Here is a 19,143-nt window from a genome sequence, read left to right as displayed (position 1 = left end):
GTGAATCGGTCAGCCGGCGAGGAGCGGTGCCAGCAGGCCCGGCAGTTCGGCCAGCGAGCTGATCTCGAGCACCGTGGTCGCCGCCGGAACGGGCGCCGAGTCGTCGCCGGTGCGATTCAGCCACACGCCGATGAGGCCGGCCTCCGCAGCGCCGACCGCGTCGGTCGCGAATCGGTCGCCGATGTACGCCGCTCGCCCGATCGCTGTGCCGAGGCCGAAGCGCTCGAGCGCGATGCGGAAGATCTCGGGATCGGGCTTCGCCACCCCGACGTCGCCCGAGGCGATGACGTGCTCGAAGCGATCGCGGATGTCGAGCCGCTCGAGCTTGGCGAGCTGGAAGTCGAGCTCGCCGTTCGTGATGATGCCGAAGCGCGCATCGGGCAGCGACCGGACGAGTGCGTCGAGCGCGGGCACTGCATCGTCATGCAGCGACCACGATGCGCGGTACCGCTCGAAATACCGGTCGAACCAGGCGCCGGCCGCAAGATCGTCGAGCTCTTCGCCATGCGCGATGGCGAAGTCGCGCGCGCGAGCCCTGCGTTGGCCCTCGAAGGTCAGCCGACCCGCGAGGTAGGAGTGGTAGTGCTCCTCTTCGAGATCGTGCCAGTGATCAGATGCCGCCGCCGAGTCGCCCTCGTATGCCAGATCTCGCATGTGCAGGGCGAGGCCGGCGGTCACCGCCGCGCGATGCGCCATGAGGGTGTCGTCGAGGTCGAACAGGATGACCGGAGCGGCCGGGCCCGGGGGAGCGGTCGCGCTCATGCCACGATCTCGAGGATCGGCTCCCAGCTCGCGTACGCGTCGGGTTCGACCTCGGCTCGGCGCTCGGCGTGCCACGCCGCCAGGGTGCGCCCGTCGCGACCGGGCACCGTGGCGATCCGCGGCGTGATGCGCCGGAATCCCGCGGCGCGGGCGACATGCGCCGACGCGAGGTTGCCCTCGTTCGCACGCCAGAGCAGCGTCTCGGCACCGGCACCGGCACCGGCGACGGCACCGCCGAGCGCCCATTCGCTCACCGCCGTCGCCGCCTCGGCCATCAGCGCCTCACCGCGGTGCTCGGCGCCGAGCCAGAACCCGATCTCGTGGTCGCGACGGAGGCCGATGACGCCGAGCAGCGGAGCGCCGTCGGCACGGCGGATCGCCCACGTCAGCTCGTCGCCGGAGTCCCACGCAACGGGAATATACTCCGTGAGGAATGCTCGCGCATGCTCGGTGGTGTACGGCCACGGGGTCGTGAGGTACTTGAGGAAGAGCGGGTCGGCGCAGTAGTGCGCCACGAGCTCGGTGTCGGCCTCGACGGGAAGGTCGAGCACGAGCCGTTCGGTGCGGAGCACGACGGGCAGCATGGTCAGCGCGCGCGCCGGAGGAAGCCGATGCGGTCGTAGACCGTCCCGAGGGTGGCCTCGGCGACCTCGCTCGCCCGATCGGCATTGACGGCCAGCAGGCGGTCGAGTTCGGCCGTGTCGTCGAGCAGCTCCAGCACCCGCGCGCGGATCGGCTCGAACTCGCTCACGACAACTTCGGCGAGCGCCTTCTTGAAGTCGCCGTACCCGCGCCCGGCGAACTCCTGCTCGATGTCGGTGATGGTGCGGCCCGAGAGCACGGAGAAGATCGTCAGCAGGTTCGACACCCCGGGCTTGTGCTCGCGGTCGAAGCGCACCTCGCCGTCGGTGTCGGTCACGGCGCGCATGATCTTCTTCGCGGTGACCGAGGGCTCGTCGAGCAGCCACAGGATGCCGGCGGGCGTCTCGCCCGACTTCGACATCTTCGACGTCGGGTTCTGGAGGTCGTAGATGCGGGCGGTCTCGCGCTGGATGGCGGGTTCGGGCAGCACGAAGGTGTCGGCGCCGAACCGGGCGTTGAACCGGGTCGCGAGATCGCGCGTGAGCTCCACGTGCTGCTTCTGGTCGTCGCCGACGGGCACGATCTCGGTCTGGTAGAGCAGGATGTCGGCGGCCATCAGCACGGGATACGCGAAGAGGCCGACGCTCGTGGCATCGGCGCCCTGCTTCTGCGACTTGTCCTTGAACTGCGTCATGCGGCCGGCCTCGCCGAAGCCGGTGATGGTGTTGAGCACCCACGCGAGCTCGGCGTGGGCGGGCACGTGCGACTGCACGTAGAGCGTCGAACTCGAAGGGTCGATGCCGGCGGCGATGTACTGCGCTGCCGTGCGGCGGGTCTTCTCGCGGAGCTCGGCTGGGTCCTGCGCCACGGTGATGGCGTGCATGTCGACGACTGAGAAGAAGGCGTCGTGCGTCGACTGCAGCTCCTTCCACTGCAGGAGGGCGCCGATGTAGTTGCCGGCGTGGAGCGAATCGGCGGAGGGCTGCATGCCCGAATAGAGGCGGGGCTTCTGCGTCATGGGAGTTCCTTCGGTGGGTGCGGCCGTTTGCCCGCAGGTCAGATGGCGTAGTCGACGACCACGGGAGCGTGGTCGGACCATCGCGTGTCCCACGAGTCGGCGCGATCGATCACGTAGGCGACTGCGGCGTCGGCCAGGGCGGGCGTCGCCAGCTGGTAGTCGATGCGCCAGCCTGTGTCGGTGTCGAACGCCTTGCCGCGCTGCGACCACCACGTGTAGGGGCCCTCGACCTCGCCGGAGAAGCGGCGGCCGACGTCGATCCAGCCGAGCCCGCCGCCAGCGTTGTAGTCGTCGTCGCCCTCTGCGCCGACGAAGCGATCGAAGTACGCGCGCTCCTCGGGCAGGAAGCCGGCGCGCTTCACGTTGCCCTTCCAGTTCTTGATGTCGAGGGTGCGGTGGCCGACGTTCAGGTCGCCCACGATCACGGCGAGCTCGGAATGCTCCGCGAGCCGCGGCATCCGCTCGACCATCGCGTCGAGGAACTTGTACTTCTCGACCTGCTTCGGAGTGTCGACCACGCCGGAGTGCACGTACGCCGAGACGACCGTGACGATGCGATCGCCGACCTCGTAGTCGGCCTCGAGCCAGCGCCCCGCGCTGTCGAAGTCGGCGGCGCCGAGCTCGACGCGGTGGATGCTCGCGCGATTGCGGCTCGCGATCGCGACGCCCGCGCGACCCTTCGCGGTGGCGGGGTCGTGCAGGATGTCCCATTCGTCGCCGAGGAGGCCCTGCAGGTCTTCGGTGGAGGCGCGAACCTCCTGCATGGCGAGGATGTCGACGTCACGCGCCGCGAGCCACTCGCCCATGCCCTTGCGGAATGCGGCACGCACTCCGTTGACGTTGACGCTGGCCAGACGGAGGGGCTTCGCTGAGGGCATGGATCGATCCTACGGGAGGCCTCGGACGTCGCTTGGCCGTCGGGATCGATCGGTGACATCGAGCCCCCGACGTCGCTTGGCCGTCAGTCGGAGCCCGTGGTCGCCTCGAGATCGGCGAGCTGCAGCTCCGCCTTCGCGAGTCGGCGCCGGGCGGGGATCCGCTCGAACCAGTTGGCCGCCTCGAGCTCCTTGCGCGCCTCGCGCACCCGCACCTGCGCCGCCGTCACGAGCGCCCGCCGCTCCCGGTCGCGCTCTTCGGCTGCGAGCTGCTCGGGCGTCACCATGCGCAGCGATTCATGGGCGTCGGATGCCTCGACGGCGATCCAGCTCGCCGCGACGAGGATCACGATGCTCGTGAGCCGGAACCACAGCAACAGGCCGATGAACACCGTGAAGGTCGCGAGGAGCGGGTTCGTGCTCGATCGCGAGAGCAGGGCGCCGCCGATCACCTGCAGCACCGAGATCGCGGCGGATCCGAGCAGGGAGCCGACCCACATGCGGTGCCAGGGCATCGCGGCCCCCGACAGGAATCGGAACATCACGGCGAGGGCGAGGGTGTCGATCACGAAGACGACGAGGAGCGAGCCGCCCTGCACGAGGAAGCCGTACCAGCCGGATTCGTTCGAGAGTCCCAGCAGCTGCACCAGCCAGCCGAGGAAGGAGGTCGTCGCGACCGAGAGCACGGTGGCGAGGAGCAGGATCGCACCGAAGCCGAACCCGGCGAGGAAGTCGCGCGCTTTGAGGATGACGTAGGCGCGACGGTCCTTGGGGAGGCCGAAGATGCTGCGCACCGCCATGCGGGAGTACGTGATCCACCCGATCGCCGTCCAGATGAAGCCCGCGAGGGCCACGGCGCCGGTCCAGCCGAAGAGGCTCGTGCTGGAGGCGGCGATCTGCTCGAGCTCGTCGGTGGGGATGACGCCCTCGTCGCCGATCAGGCCGGGGGCGTAGGTGTTGAGCAGGGCGACGAAGGCGTTCAGGGTCTGGTCGTTGCTCGTGAGCCAGATGCCGAAGACGGCGAAGGCGACGTAGACCGCCGCGAAGATCGCGAAGAGCGCCTGGTAGCTCATGCCCGACGAGAGGATGAAACCGTTGCGGTCGAGGAAGTGCCGCCAGACGCGCACCGGGAAGAGGGCGAGGGTCTTCTGGGTGAGCGTGCTGACGGTGCTGATCGGCTGCTCGAACCGATCGCGGATGGGCTGGCTCACCGCGTCGAAGCGCTCCCTCGCAGTGGGGGAGTGCTCGTCGAGCCCCAGTGGGTCGCGGCCGGCGCGTTCGTCGAACGTCTCCCCATGATGTGGGGCTCCCGACCCGCGCTCGCTCACGCTCCAACCCTAGCGACGGCGGGCGATCCTGGACGTCGCTTCCGCCTGCGATCGCCGTCGGAGCGCGGGTTCGCCCGTCCCCCGCGTTCGGGGGACATTTCATGAGGAATCCTTGAATTGATGGGGTGGTGCGCGGAAACTGGAGCCGCTGACCCATACCCGAGACAGCGCTTCATCAGTGAAGTCTGGAGTCCGCCATGTACCCGACACGAGCCCGCGCGCGCGAGGATTCTCGCGCCACCCGTCGATCGATGCGTGCCACCGAGCCGCCGCCAGGATGGACGGGGGGTGCGCGGCTCATCCTCTCGTCGATCGTCGTCGGCGGACTGGTGCTGCTCGGCGTCCCCTCGATGGCGGTGGCCGACGACGCGGTCCCGCCCGCGGATGCGGTCGTCGCCGAGGCATCCGCCCCCGCAGCCGAGCCGGCCCCTGCGGCCGAGCCGGTCGAGGTTCCCGTCGTCGAACCCGAACCGGTGGCGGAGCCCGCGCCGGAGCCGGTCGCCGAGCCCGCACCCGAGCCGGCCGCCGAACCCCCGGTGCCCGAGAGTGCAGCCGTGCCGGAGGCGTCGAGCGAGACCGTGGTCGAGGTTGCGGTCGAGGCGCCGGCGCAGGCCCGCGTCATGGCGGCCGGTGAGGGCGGTCCTCCCGTGACGATCCCCGAGTGGAAGGATCACGTCGACATCTGTCACGCGACCTCCAGCGCAACGAACCCGTACGTGGCGATCAGTCCGAGCGTCCGCTCGATCATCGACCCGAACGGCGACCCCGACGACCCGACGGATCCGACGCACGCGCACTCCGTTCACCAGGACTACGGGGACATCATCCCCGCGTTCTACTACTTCGATGCGGAAGACGTGCAGCAGTACTTCCCGGGGCTGAACCTCGACCTGCTGCCGATCTTCGAGAACGACTGCAACATCCCGGAGCCAGCGCTGCTGCTCTCGGTGGTGCCGTGCCCGCCCGATGGTGCTGCGGCACGCGTGCTCCACTTCCTGGCCTCCGACATCGTGATCAGCTTCGACTACGAGCTGACGGTCTACGTGGCCGGCACCGATGAGCTCGTTGCCGAACTGAGCTTCGAAGCCGCGACCGGCACCTTCGAGGGCGACTTCGAGCCGCTCCCGCCGGGCAGCTATGACGTGGTGCTGCACCGCGTCGGGGCCGACCCGTCGACGGATCGCACCGCCACCGTCGAGCTCGGCACCTGCCCGCCTCCGCCCGAGCCCGGATGGGAACTCATGAAGAGCTCCGACCCGGCTGACGGCGAGACCGTCGAGGCCGGCGACATGATCACGTACTACCTCCACGCGGAGAACACCTCGGAGGCGACGGTCGAGGGCGCGCAGGCGTTCGACGACATCACCGACGTGCTCGACAACGCCACCCTGGTGCCCCCGCTCGATCCGACCCTCGAGCTGAATGGGAACGTCCTGACCTGGACAATTCCGACACTGGCGGTTGACGGCTCCGCCCAGGTCTCCTACACGGTGCAGGTCGGCGAGGACGTCGTGGGCGAGTTGCTCCACAACGTGGTCGAGCCGTCCGAGGGCGGTGAATGCCCCACGACCGAGGACGGCAACGGCTCGTGCGTGGTCGACCACCCCGTGAAGTCGATCGGCCTGGACGGCATGGCGCAGTGCGTGAACGACACCCCGTGGTTCATGTACGCGATCACGCCGTACGGCATCGAGGACACCGCGGCCAACCCGATCTCGCTGATCTGGTGGACCCCGGCGGCATTCGCCGGTCGTGACCCGTCGATCCCGGCTGACGACGTCGCCGCCCTCCTGGCCGACGGCGCCTCCCAGGTCGACGCGATCCCGTACCCGTCAGGGTGGATGAGCGGTGACACGATCTCCGGTCAGCAGCTCTGGCCCGGCGCCGAGGTCGACGCCGAGGGAAACCCGACCGACTGGCCCGGGTGGACGCTGCAGGCGGACGGCACGTGGGTGCTCGACCCGAGTGCGCCGTTCTACGACCTCCGCAGCGAGGCCGTGGTCGAGATCCGCATCAACCCGTCGAACGACGCGATCGCGGTCTACCCGCCGCCGACGCCGAACTGCAACGCGGCGCCGCCGCAGAACCCGCCGGGCAGCACGCCGGCAGGTGGCTCGCCGACCGCGCTCGCCGAGTCGGGCAGTGAAGCGCTCGCCATGTTGCCCGCGGGTGCGCTGCTCCTGCTGGCCGGCAGCGCAGCACTCGGATTCGGCGCCCGGCGTCGCGTCCGGGCCTGAGGTGGCCCCCGACCTCGGCTGAGGTCGAACAGACGGATGCCGCGACTCGCGAGAGTCGCGGCATCCGTCAGTTCGGGGTACAGGGGCGCCTCGACGCCGAGCGGCGGGGCGAGCGCTCAGATGCCGTCGGGAAGGGCCGCTCGGCCAGTGATCATGCGGGATCGACGGTGCAATCGGAGCCTGAGGGATCCATCTTCGTACCCCACGAATTGGGGGACACCAAGAGGTGAGAATTCCTTGAGTTCTGCGGAAACGTGCGAGCAGACTGGTGCCGCTGACCCGAGAAACGCCCGAGCCGGCCTACCAGCACCCGAACGTGGAGTTCGAACATGCATCGCAAACTGCGCACCCGATCCGCCATCCGCCCCGACGACTCGGCGTCGCCTCCGACCTCGCCGATCCGAGCACTGCTCGCCGCGATCACGGTCGGCGCGCTGATCCTGTTCGGCGGCCCGACACTCGCGGCCGCCGATGAGCTGGCGACGCCGCCTGCGGCCGCCGACGAGGCCGCCACGACGGCGGAAGATGAGCCCGCCGCGACGGAGGCGGACGACCCGCCTGTCGACGAGACACCAGCGGCGCAAACGGTCGAGCCGCCTGCCGAGGAGGCGCCGCCTGCCGAGGAGGCACCGTCGGCTGAGGAGGCGCCGCCCGCCGCGGTCGTGGAACCTCCGGTCGAGGAGGCGGCCGCCCAGCAGCAGGCCGCGGCTCCCGCGCCCGTCGACTGCATGGCGATCCCGATCGGCAACGACGACCGCAGCGCGCGCGACGCGTGCCTCGCGGAGCAGCAGGCCGGTCTTCGCAGCTTCGCTGCTGCCGCCGCCGACCCGGCGCCGGCGCCGAACCCCGACCTCCCGAACAGCTGCGGGCTCGACTTCGCGCTCGTGCTCGACAAGTCGGGATCGATCGGCGACGAGGGCATGGGGGACCTCAAGGCCGCCGCCGACGCGTTCACCGACGCGCTGAAGGACACGGGCTCCGAAGTCTCCGTCACCTCCTTCGACCAGGATGCGGCACTGCTGCAACCGGCGATCGCACTCACGAGCGCGAACCTCGCCGACATCCAGGACTCCTACGGCAGCCTGGTCTCCGACGGATGGACGAACTGGAAGCGCGGACTCGAGGTCGGCGCCGGCTCGTTCGGGGGCTTCAGCGAACAGCCCGTGGAACTCACGATCGTGATCACCGACGGCAACCCGAACACGGTCGACCCCGGCAACGGCGGTGAATTCCCCGACGGCTCGCCCGAAGCGGTGAACCCGGCGATCCTCGAGGCCAACTCGATCAAAGCGGATCCGTCGCACGTCTTCGTGGTGGCGGTCGGTCCGAACGTCTCCCTCGGCCCGATCCAGTCGATCTCCGGCCCTGACGCGTTCAACGGCTCGAACATCTCGACCGCCGACTACATGAACACCGACGACTACGCGAGCCTCGCCGAAGACCTGCAGCTCGTCGCGAAGGCGCTGTGCGCCGGCAACGTCATCGTCCACAAGCAGGTCGGGGTCGCCTTCCCGGGCACGCCCGGCGGCGTGGGCTGGGAGTTCTCGACGGCGACCTCGGACGTCGCCCCGACGAGCGACGTCACCGACGCGTCCAGCCAGACAGACCCGTATGCGGTGACGGGCTTCGCCGTGGTGCCCGACCCGCCCGCCCGCCAGGTCGTCTTCTCGGAGACTCCGAACAACGGCAGCCTCCTGACCGGGGCCAAGTGCGGTACGACCTCCGAGATGGCCGACGCCGTCGCCGTGCCGTTCGACCCGGCCGCTCGGACCTTCACCGCCAGCGTGGCGAAAGAGGTGACGACCCACTGCTGGGTGCTCAACACCTTCGCACCGCGGTGGCTCGGCTGGAAGACGGTCGATCCGACCGACGGCAGCACGGTGCTGCCCGGCCAGGACGTCACCTACACACTGCATGCCGAGAACGACGGATTCGTGCCGGTGACCGGCGCCACGCTCGTCGACGACCTCGGCGACGTGCTCGACGACTCCGAGATGGTCACGCCGATCGCGCCGCCGCTCAGCATCGCCGGCGACCTCCTGACGTGGTCGATCCCGACCCTGGCCCCGGGGGAGGAGGCGAGCATCTCCTTCACCGTGCGCGTCGACGACGATGCGTTCGACCGAGTACTGGCGAACCTCGTCACCCCGAGTGAGAACGGGAGATGCCCCGACACCGTCACTCTCGCCGCCTCGCAGGCGGTGCCCGTCGACGATTGCGTCACCGAGAACCCGACGCCCGACGTGACGATCGACAAGACCGTCGTGCAGACCGACCTCGATGTCGTGAGCGGCGAGTGGACGCTCGGGTACACGCTCGACGTCGAGAACACGGGTGACGTCGACACCGAGTACTCGCTGTCGGACGCCACGGACTTCGGCCCTGGCATGACGATCTCGGCCATCGAGTACTGGGAGCCGGGTGAGGACACCAACGCCCCGGGACATCCGCTGGCAGGGCCGTTCACTCCGAACGGTGAGCACCTCATCGCCACCGACGTTCCGATCGCCGTCGGCGTCACCGACAACTGGTACGTGCGGATCACCGCGACGATCGACGACGAGGGCATGCCCGAGTACGGCTGCGACGGCGAAGAGGGCGGCGGGTTCTCGAACACCGGCATCGTCAGGATCGGCACCGGCGTCCGCGAGGACGAGGACTGCGACGCTCCCGCACGCCTGACGCTGATCAAGGAGGTCGACAACCAGGCGATCGAGGACATCAACGAGGTCATCGATCCCGACGTTCCGCTCGCCGTGCCGAGCGACTGGCTGCTGAAGGCCGAGGGGCCGGTCACGGTCGAGGACCCCGGCATGTCCGACCCGGGCAGGAGCTACCTCGTTCCCGAGGGATGGTACGACCTGAGCGAGCGTCCGAACCCCGACTCCGACAACCCCTATGTCGTCGACGGCACCTACGTGCCCGGCGAGTGGGTGTGCGACGGGGGCCCGGAGCTCGAGAGGCTGCAGCCCGAAGCGGAGGTCTACGTGCCGGCAGGCGGCGATGTCACCTGCAGCATCGAGAACACCGCCGACCCGGCCGACCTCGGCATCGTGAAGGACTACGAGCTGAGCGAGGGCGTCGAGGCCATCGACGACTTCGATCCCGACGGCGACCCGGCGGACTCGGACTTCTGGTTCACCCTCACGGTGACGAACCACGGCCCCGACGTTCCCGGCGCCATGGTGACCGACACGCTGCCGGACACGCTCGAGGTGCTCAGCGCGATCGAGATCACCCCGGCCGATCCCAACTGGGATGCGTCGTTCACGGGCAACGAGTTCACCGCGGTGTACGACGGCACCTACGCCGCCGGGTCCGAGACGGTGTTCCGGTTCCAGGTGCGGTTCCTCGGCGAGCCGGTCGTACCGCTGCCCGAGAACCCCGAGGTGCCGCCCGAGCCGATTCCGGCCGAGCCCGTGATGAACGAGGCGTGCGTCGAGATCGTCGTGCCCGAGCCTCCGATCGACGACGACAGCGCCGCGCTCGCCGCGGTCGAGGTCCCGTCGCTGCCCACCAGCGACCTGAACCCCGACAACGACTGCGACGACACCACGGTGCCGACGAAGGCCATGCAGGCGAACGCCTACGTGCAGTGCATCAACGACGTGCCGTGGCTGTACCACAACGTCATGACCGCCGGACCGGTCACCCCGTCCGACATCACGGTCACGTGGACCCCCGACCCGGTGTTCTACCCCGACGCGGTGCCGGTTGTGACGGTCATCCCCTGGGAGGAGCGCAACGGCCGCGTGCTGTGGCCGTACGGCGAGGTGAACGACGAGGGGATCTCGATCGCCTGGCCCGGATGGCGCCTCGCGGAGCCCGGAGACGTCGTCGGCGAGGGCACGATCGTGGACTCGTGGGAGAACATGGTGAAGGACTCGTCGCTGCCGAGCTACGCGTTCGCCGACCAGCTGCACCCGATGACGATCACGTTCGAGATCAACCCGAGCCAGTCGGTGCTCGCGGTCTACCCGCAGGCGACACCCGCCTGCGCGGTGACCCGTGAGGCCGGGCCGCTGATCGAGAAGACCTCGAGCGTCACCTCGGCGATGCCCGGCGGAACGTTCGACTACACCCTGTCGATCACGAACCCGGGTCTCGGTGCCACCAAGGCGATGGAGCTCTTCGACGAGATCCCGGCCGACCTCAAGGTGAACTCGATCACCACGCCGCCCGCCCCGGCATTCCCGCGCTGGGACGACTGCGAGGTGACGGGCAAGGATTCCGCCGGCTACGGCGGCACCCTGCACTGCATCCTGAACGGCCAGATCGGCGGCACGCGACCGGATGCACCCGACGTGGTGCTCTCGGTCACGCTGAATCCGAAGTCGACGTCGTCGAGCATCGTCAACACTGGTGAGATCTGCTGGAACGACCTCCCCGACGACCAGACCGCGCCATCGGCCGAGGGGGCGATCCCGCTCGATCCCGCCGAGCAGATCCTGTGCGACGACTCATCCGTCACCGTGCACGTTCCGCAGCCCGGCGCCGCCATCGCGAGTACCGGCTTCGCCGGCGCGCCGTTCATCTGGATCGCCGCGGGCATGCTCCTGGTCGGCGGCATCGCGGTCGCCTACGTCGTGATCCGGAGGCGCCGCACCGGGGGAGTGTAGGCGCACGAGATCAGGCGCGCGGATGTCGCGGCTCGCGTGAGCCGCGGCATCCGCGTGCCGTCTCGCCGCAGTGCGAGGCGCGGCGTGTCCCCCGATTTCCTGTTTCACCCCCTGTTTTGGTGTCAGCCCGAGGGTTCCTCGCGAACGCCCCCGGTGCGAGACTGACGAACGAGTCCTCTTACCCGTGGATTCTGGAGTTCGTACCCGCGTTCTCCGTGGCCCGGTCGCCCGGGTCGGAACACAGCCGGATGCGGTGGTGACATCGCGTCCGAAACCCGAAGGCTGATGATGAGCGCCCAGCGACGTCTGCGTACCCGTTCAACGACCCCGGCGACCGAGCCCCTCGGCGCCCGGTCTCTCCGACTGCAGGCGAGTCGGGCCAGGCGGAGGCTCCTGTCCTTCGTGGTGGCCACCGCGCTCGTGGCATCGGGCGGCGCCGTCGTGATGGCGGTCGCGCCGGCCGAGTCGGCGCAGGCCGCGACGCTCGGGCCGATCACGACCTCGTTCGAGATCGACGGGAACACCGCACCGAACGGCGGTCTCGACTGGAACAACGTCGTCGGCAGCACGCCGAAGGCGCCGTACGCGGCCGGCGGCGGGCCGTCCTCGGGCATCCTCGACGCGCAGCGCACTGCCGACAGCGGCGCGACGCTCGGCTCACCGGGCACCTGCGGGGCCAGTGAGACGCTGAGCGTGTTCCCCGGCGGTGCGAAGGTCAACGACGACCCGTGGGCGACGCTCGTCACGAACTCGGCGAACGCCAAGGGCGACGCCTGCACCGGCGGCTCGGCCTACGAGGTCGTCACGGTCGGCGGCGTGCCGCACACCATCTTCTACGCCTACTGGACCCGCCTGTCGGGCAACGGCGACATGACCTCGTACGAGGTGTTCGAAGGGCCCGCGGCCGGTCGTGCCGACGACTACCTCATCGAATTCAACTACGACCCCTCGGGCAACCCGAACACCTCGGTGCGCATCCTGGGCTGGGACGGCAACAGCTGGGAGCCGACCGGTGCGCCGATCGTCTACCAGGCCGCGGTCGGCGGCAACACCGACACCAACACCTCCGGCACCGACGCGACGTTCGGTGAGATGGCCGTCGACCTCACGGCCTCGGGCCTGCTCCCGGCCGACGGCGCCTGCCGCAGCTTCCTCGACTCCGGCTTCATCACACGCACCGGCAACAGCGACACCGCGACGCTGCAGGACCGCCTCGTCTCCTCCGACCCGATCACGCTCTCGAACTGCGGCGGCCTCGTCGTGAAGAAGGTCGGCACGGCCGGCGCGCCGAACGCCTCGTTCAACTACTCCGTGACCCGCGCCGGGGGTGCCGCCGTGCACGACGGCACCCTCACCGGTCCCGGCGTCGGCCAGACGCCGACCGGTGACACGGTCGCCGGCAACGCCGGGCTCGGCGCGCCGATCGGCGTCGGCGACACCCACACCTGGGGCAACGTCTTCGCCGGAACCAACTACTCCCTCACCGAGGCGACGCCGCCGGCGCCCTGGGCGTTCCAGTCGACCGTCTGCACGGTGACGAACCCCGCGACGAACCAGCTCGAGACCTACACGAACCCGGCCGCGTTCGCGATCTACATCGGCGCGACGACCACGTGCACGATCACCAACGTCACGTCGGGTGTCAAGATCACCAAGGTCGCACAGGGGGATGCCGCGACCTTCGACTACACCGTGACCGGCCAGCAGGGCAACGTGCAGGTCGCCGGCAACGCGAGCTCGCAGGTCTTCTACTATGTGCCGGGCACGCCGGTGACGATCACCGAGCTCCCCGAGATCTCGACGCCCGCGTGGAACCTCACGGCACTCGCCTGCGATGGCGGCGCAGCGGTGGTCAACCTGCCCCTCGGCCAGGCGAGCGTCACCACCGTCGCAGGCCAGGTCGTGAACTGCACCTACACGAACGTGCAGGACGGTCAGATCAAGATCATCAAGAACGTCGCGGGCGCGAACGACACGTTCGACTTCTCGACCACCGGCGCCGACCTCTCCGACTTCGAGCTCACGACGGTCGGCGGCACCGCGACGAAGCTCTTCGAGAGCGTGGCACCCGGTGCGTACTCGGTGACCGAGACGTCGCCGGCCCCGAAGTACGACCTCACGAGCCTGTCGTGCGTCGATGACGTCACCGGCGACTCGATCCCGACGCTCGCCACCGGCACCGCGGCCATCAACGTGCAGCCGGGCGAACTCGTGACGTGCACCTACACGAACACGCAGCGCGGCAACATCATCGTCACGAAGCAGACGAACCCCGACAAGTCGAGCGCCGTGTTCGACTTCACGCTGACCGGTCAGGCGGGCTTCACGCTCGTCGACGGCGCCTCGAAGTCGTTCATGAACATCACTCCCGGCTCGTACACGCTGGACGAGCTGGCCGAGGCGGGCTGGGATGTCACGAGCATGACCTGCTCGGGTGAGAACCCGACCACCGACTCGCCCATCGGCATCACGCTCTCGCCGGGTGAGACCGTCGAGTGCACCGTGCTCAACACGGCGACGAAGGGCGACGTGACCGTCGAGAAGAAGGTCACCGGCGTACCCGCCGACTACGCGTGGTCGTTCCCGATCTCGATCAGCCCCGAGGTCCCGGGCCAGCCCGGCACGCGAAACGCCACGAACCTCGTCCCGACGGTCGCATGGACCGACCTCGACGTCGGCGTCCAGTACACGCTGACCGAAGGCGACCTCACGGGCTGGGATGAAGGCGACATCACCTGCACCGGCATCACCGACGAGAAGGCGGATGTCGCCGGCTTCCAGTTCACCGTCACTCCCGGTCTCTCCCTCGACTGCGAGGTGACCAACGACGCCGAACCCGGCGAGGTGACCGTCGAGAAGACCGTCACGGGCGTCGCGGCCGGCCAGGCCTGGTCGTTCGACCTGACCATCTCGCCCGCGGCCGGCGTCCTGCCCGCGGCGAAGCAGGTCGTCAGCGGCTCGGGCGACTCCTCCGACTCGGTGACCTGGACGAACCTCGTGATCGGCACGGAGTACACGATCACCGAGACGCTCCCGGCCGGCTGGACCGGCGGAGTCGTCGAGTGCGGCCCCGACTCGAACCCGGGTCTTCCGGGCGACCAGTTCGTCGCGGCTCCGGGCTCGTCGCTCGAGTGCTCCGTCGAGAACGCGGCGTCACCGGGCTCCGCGAAGGTCACCAAGACCTCGGTGGGCGCCTCGGGCTCCTTCACCTTCGTGCTCACTCCGATCGACCCTGCGGGAGATCCCGTCGAGCAGGTCATCCAGACGCCGGCAGGCGGCGGGGCCGGCGAGACCACCTTCGCGAACCTCGTGCCGGGTACGAAGTACTCGATCGCCGAGCAGGACCCCGGCTCGGGATGGGTCGCGGGCGAACTCGTCTGCACGGTCACGCACGCCGGAGGCGGCGGCGCAGTCGCCGTCACCGAGTCCGGCTTCACCGTGGCGGCGGGTGACGTGTTCGACTGCACGATCACCAACACGGCCAAGGGCACGATCATCATCGTCAAGAACATCGACGGCGCCGACGACACGTTCGACTTCACGGGCACGTGGCCCGGAACCACGAACTTCGGGGTGACGACCGAGAACGGAACCGGCCAGGAGGTGTTCTCGAACATCGTCGCCGGCAGCTACACCGTGACGGAGCTGCTCACGAACACCCATGTCGGTGAACTCCAAGGCTGTGTCGAGAGTCGCTCCGGCGGCGCCGCCGACAACGGATCGAGTGTTCAGGGACTCGTCGGCTCGATCGACCTCGACCCGGGCGAGACGATCACCTGCACCTACTCGAACACGCAGCTCGGCAAGATCATCGTCGACAAGAACGTGACGTTCGACAGCGATCAGTCGTTCGACTTCGAGTACACGGAGAAGGCCGGCACCACGAGCTTCGCGCTCACCAGATCCGCCGACCCGTGGGAATCCGACCTGCTCGAGCCGGGAACGTACACGATCGAAGAACTCGGCGAGACGAACTGGACTCTGCAGAGCCTGCAGTGCGTCGGTTCGAACGGCGTCGTGTACGACGACGGCCTCGCGACGATCACCCTCCTCGCCGGGGAAGTGGTCACCTGCACCTACGTCAACACTCCCGACACCGGTGACGTCACGGTGCGCAAGATCGTCGAGGGTGTCCCGGCAGGGTACGACTTCGACTTCATCATCGCGATCTCACCGCAGGTCGGGGTCCAGGCCGTGCAGCAGCACGTCACCGACGAGGACTCGAGCGTCGAGTGGACCGACCTCGTCGTCGGGGAGACCTACACCCTCACCGAGATCGGCCAGGACGGATGGACCGAGAGCGACTTCACCTGCAACGGCGGCGCCCTCGAGGACGCCGACGGCACGCTCGATGGATTCCAGTTCGTCGTGACGCCGGGGCTCTCGGTGGGCTGCGAGATCACGAACACGGCCGAGCCGGCCGACGTCACCGTGACCAAGCACGTCACCGGGGTTCCCGACGGCTTCCAGTGGTCCTTCCCGCTCACGATCGCCCCGACTGACGGTGTCGTCGGCGCGAACCCGCAGTCGGTGAGCGGCACCGGCAACACGACCGACACGGCGACGTGGACCAACCTCGCGATCGGCACGATCTACACCGTCACCGAGGGCGCGCTGCCGCCCGGTTGGTCGGGTGGCGCCGTCGTCTGCGAGGACGGCGACCCGCAGACCGTCGGGAACACGTTCGTGGCGACGCCGGGAGCATCGCTCACCTGCGAGGTGACGAACGACGTGGTGCCGCCGACCGGCCTCATCACGAAGGACCTCGTCTCGATCGAGCAACTCACCGACGGCACCTGGGATCTCGTGTACGAGGTGAAGGTGACGAACCAGAGCCCCGTGGCGCCGCTCGTCTACGACCTCGACGACCAGCCGTACTTCGGAGTCGGGATCATCATCAACGACGCGTCGGCCGAGGGCCCGAGCGGCGAAGCGGCGAGCTGGGACCCGAAGGCCTCGAACTACGTGCTCGCCGATGACGAGTCGGTGCCGGCCTCGGCGACCGACACCTACACGATCACGATCAATGCGACCGCCGGCGAAGAGGTGTTCAACACCTCGCAGGACCAGTGCCAGGAGGGACGGACCACCGAGGGCGGGTTCCGCAATACCGCGTTCCTCACGGTCGGGGAGGGCGACCCCCAGCCCGCAACCGACTGCGGGGAGCCGGGTCGCACGACCGTCACGAAGGACCTCGTCGGCTCGCCGGTGCGGATCGACGACATCGCCGACCCGAACTTCGGCGACTGGATCGTGAACTACGAGATCGTGGTCACGAGCGAGTCCGACCTGCCGCTCTACTACGATCTCGACGACGACCTCGGGTTCCCCGACGGCGTCGACATCGAATCGGCGACGGCGACGAACGACGCCGGGATCGACACGACCGCCTGGAACGGCGACACCGTGACGGTGCTCGCCGACGACGAGCTGATCACCGCCGGTGACGTGCACACGTTCTCCATCGTGGTGCGCGCCGACGTCGATGCGATCACCGTCATCGACGACGTCACGTGCGTCGCGACGACGAGCGGGCATGGCTTCTTCAACGAGGCGACGATGCTCAACGGCACGATCACCGAGGTGGTCTCCGACTGCGAGACCATCCCGGTCGGGCGCCTCACGTTGCTGAAGACGGTCGACGTCTCGGCCTTCGCGGGCATCGACATCGATGATCTCGGCTTCGGCGACATCACGATGCTGACGCCGAACGACTGGAACCTCAGCGGCATCGGTACGACGCGAACGGTCGGGTCGCTCGGCGGCGCCGGTGTCGTGTTCACGGTGCCCACGGGCGACTACCTCCTCAACGAGGCGGCCACCACCGAGGCATCCACGCACCCCCTGCTCTCGTACTTCTTCGCGCAGGGTTGGCGATGCGGCGATGAGCCGGCCACCTCGGCGACCGTGAACCTGGGCGAGCTCACCTCGTGCTCGCTCGTGAACAAGGCCGAACTGGTCGATGTCGGCATCGAGAAGAACTACGACCTCAGTGGCCTTCCCGACGACGCGATCGAGGGCGGCGACGAGTTCGACTTCGTGCTGACGGTGACGAACCACTCGAGCATCCCCGTGGCGGAACTCGACGTGACCGACCTCGTCGACCCCGAACTCGAGGTCACGGGTCCTGCGGCCTTCGAGGGCGCGGGCACCTGGACCGAGCAGCCGACCGTCGGTGACAACGCGTTCACCGCTCACGGCGTCGGACCCTTCGCGCCGGGCGCCGTGACGACCATCACCATCCCGGTGCGTCTGCCGATGCCCGACCCGGTCGAGGCCGAGATCGTCGACCCCGACGACCCGGTGCCGCCGCTGCCCGAGATCGAGTTGGGAGACGTGCCGAACGAGGCGTGCGTCGCGATCACCTCCGATGAAGGCGTGCTCGGCGACCTGATCGAGGCCAACAACTGCGACGAGGTCGAGGTGCCTCGCAAGGCGATCGACCCGGCCGCCTACGTGCGCTGCATCGCGGATGTCCCGTGGCTGTACTTCAACGTCGCGGCCAGCGAGCACGTGGAGACCGGTGACATCACCGTCACCTGGACCTCGGCGGATCCCGATGGCGACGGCCCGCTCGAGCCGCTCACGAAGGTCGAGACGGTGCCGTGGGAGGACCACGACAGCCGGCTGCTCTGGCCGGGTGCCGCAGTGGACGAGAACGGCGTGCCGTACGAGTTCCCGGGCTGGCGCCCGATCACCGAGGAGGACCTGACGAACCCGCCGGTGCCCGGCACCAGGTTCGGCGACCTCATCCTCGATGAGAACGTGCCCACCTACCCGTGGCGCGACATGGTGAACCCGGCGACGATCACGTTCTCGGTGAACCCCTCGCAGTCGGTGCTCGCGGTGTACCCGCAAGCGCTGCCCGCCTGCGCGATCGAACGTGAACCTGCGGTCGACATCGTGAAGACGGCGAGCGTCCAGGAGGCGAAGCCCGGCACGAACTTCGACTACACGCTCGCCGTCTCGACCACCGGCACCGGTTCGGCCGACCCCGTGGAGGTGTTCGACGAGATCCCGTCGAACCTGCGGGTCGACGAGATCACGACGGCGCCGTCGCCTGCGTTCCCCCGCTGGGAGAACTGCGACGTGACCGGCACGGACTCGGCGGGCTACGGTGGCACGTTGCACTGCGACCTGCTCGGAGTCCTCGGGCCGAACTACCCGACGGCGCCGCCGATCGTGCTCGACGTGCACGTCAACCCGAACACCAAGGCGACGAGCATCGTCAACACGGGCGAGGTGTGCTGGCAGAACGCCGACGATGCGTCATCGGATCCCGTGGTGCTCTGCGACGACTCGACCGTCACGGTTCGAGTACCGCAGCCGATGGCGGTCACCGGGTTCGCCGGTGAGGCGTACATCTGGGTCGGTGCGCTGCTGCTCCTCCTCGGCGGCGTGTTCGTCGGCGGAGCGTACGTGGTCCGGCGACGTCGGGCAGGCGGAACGGTGTAGCACCGCTCAACGCACGACGACGAGCGAAGCGGACCGGGTCATCGACCCGGTCCGCTTCGCTGCGTGTCCCCCATTCGAGGCGCATGAGCAAATCTCGCGTACCCCGCTTTCGGGTGACATTGAGGATGAAGATCCTGATGATTCCGGGATTCCGGGCGAATCGTGTCCCCCGGATTGGTGCCATGCGCGCCCTATCGTGTCCCCCATTTCCTCTGCTTGACTCGCCCCGACTGCGCAACAGTCTCGTTCCGCTTTCTCACCCGAGCA

8 protein-coding genes are annotated in these 19,143 nt (G+C 68.8%); 3 read left to right on the top strand and 5 right to left on the bottom strand.

Annotated features, from left to right (window positions below):
* Positions 1 to 9 precede the first annotated feature (9 nt).
* From ASD23_RS10400 to ASD23_RS10380, 5 genes are all read right to left on the bottom strand, one after another.
* Positions 10 to 762, bottom strand: coding sequence for an HAD family hydrolase (locus ASD23_RS10400; protein WP_056010060.1), 753 nt, complete (start codon positions 760 to 762; stop codon positions 10 to 12).
* Positions 759 to 1,334 carry a GNAT family N-acetyltransferase gene (locus tag ASD23_RS10395; RefSeq protein WP_162248741.1) on the bottom strand — a complete coding sequence of 192 codons (576 nt, stop codon included), beginning with the start codon at positions 1,332 to 1,334 and terminating at the stop codon, positions 759 to 761. The genes ASD23_RS10400 and ASD23_RS10395 overlap by 4 nt, the downstream gene beginning before the upstream one ends.
* A 14-nt stretch (positions 1,335 to 1,348) precedes the next feature.
* Positions 1,349 to 2,362, bottom strand: a complete 1,014-nt coding sequence (gene trpS / locus ASD23_RS10390; protein ID WP_056010056.1) for a tryptophan--tRNA ligase — start codon at positions 2,360 to 2,362, stop codon at positions 1,349 to 1,351.
* A 38-nt stretch (positions 2,363 to 2,400) separates the two neighbouring features.
* Complete coding sequence (locus ASD23_RS10385) at positions 2,401 to 3,240, bottom strand: exodeoxyribonuclease III (protein WP_056010054.1); 840 nt, start codon at positions 3,238 to 3,240, stop codon at positions 2,401 to 2,403.
* Between the two features lie 83 nt (positions 3,241 to 3,323).
* On the bottom strand, positions 3,324 to 4,565 hold the full coding sequence (locus tag ASD23_RS10380) for a YihY/virulence factor BrkB family protein (protein ID WP_157377063.1): 1,242 nt from the start codon (positions 4,563 to 4,565) through the stop codon (positions 3,324 to 3,326).
* 251 nt (positions 4,566 to 4,816) lie between these two features.
* On the opposite strand from ASD23_RS10380, the gene ASD23_RS19080 reads away from it, so the two are divergent.
* From ASD23_RS19080 to ASD23_RS10365, 3 genes are all read left to right on the top strand, one after another.
* On the top strand, positions 4,817 to 6,802 hold the full coding sequence (locus ASD23_RS19080) for a DUF7927 domain-containing protein (RefSeq protein WP_056010049.1): 1,986 nt from the start codon (positions 4,817 to 4,819) through the stop codon (positions 6,800 to 6,802).
* A gap of 329 nt (positions 6,803 to 7,131) precedes the next feature.
* Positions 7,132 to 11,421 (top strand): DUF7927 domain-containing protein, encoded by a 4,290-nt coding sequence (locus ASD23_RS10370; RefSeq protein ID WP_056010047.1) that lies wholly within the window; start codon positions 7,132 to 7,134, stop codon positions 11,419 to 11,421.
* A gap of 402 nt (positions 11,422 to 11,823) precedes the next feature.
* Positions 11,824 to 18,876: a prealbumin-like fold domain-containing protein gene (locus tag ASD23_RS10365; protein ID WP_157377062.1), complete on the top strand. Its 7,053-nt coding sequence runs from the start codon at positions 11,824 to 11,826 to the stop codon at positions 18,874 to 18,876.
* The last annotated feature ends 267 nt before the right edge of the window (positions 18,877 to 19,143 follow it).

This window comes from Agromyces sp. Root1464, assembly GCF_001427265.1.
Lineage (GTDB): Bacteria > Actinomycetota > Actinomycetes > Actinomycetales > Microbacteriaceae > Agromyces > Agromyces fucosus.
The sequence above is the reverse complement of the archived record's forward strand: the minus strand, read 5'-3'. Positions and strand labels throughout refer to the sequence as shown.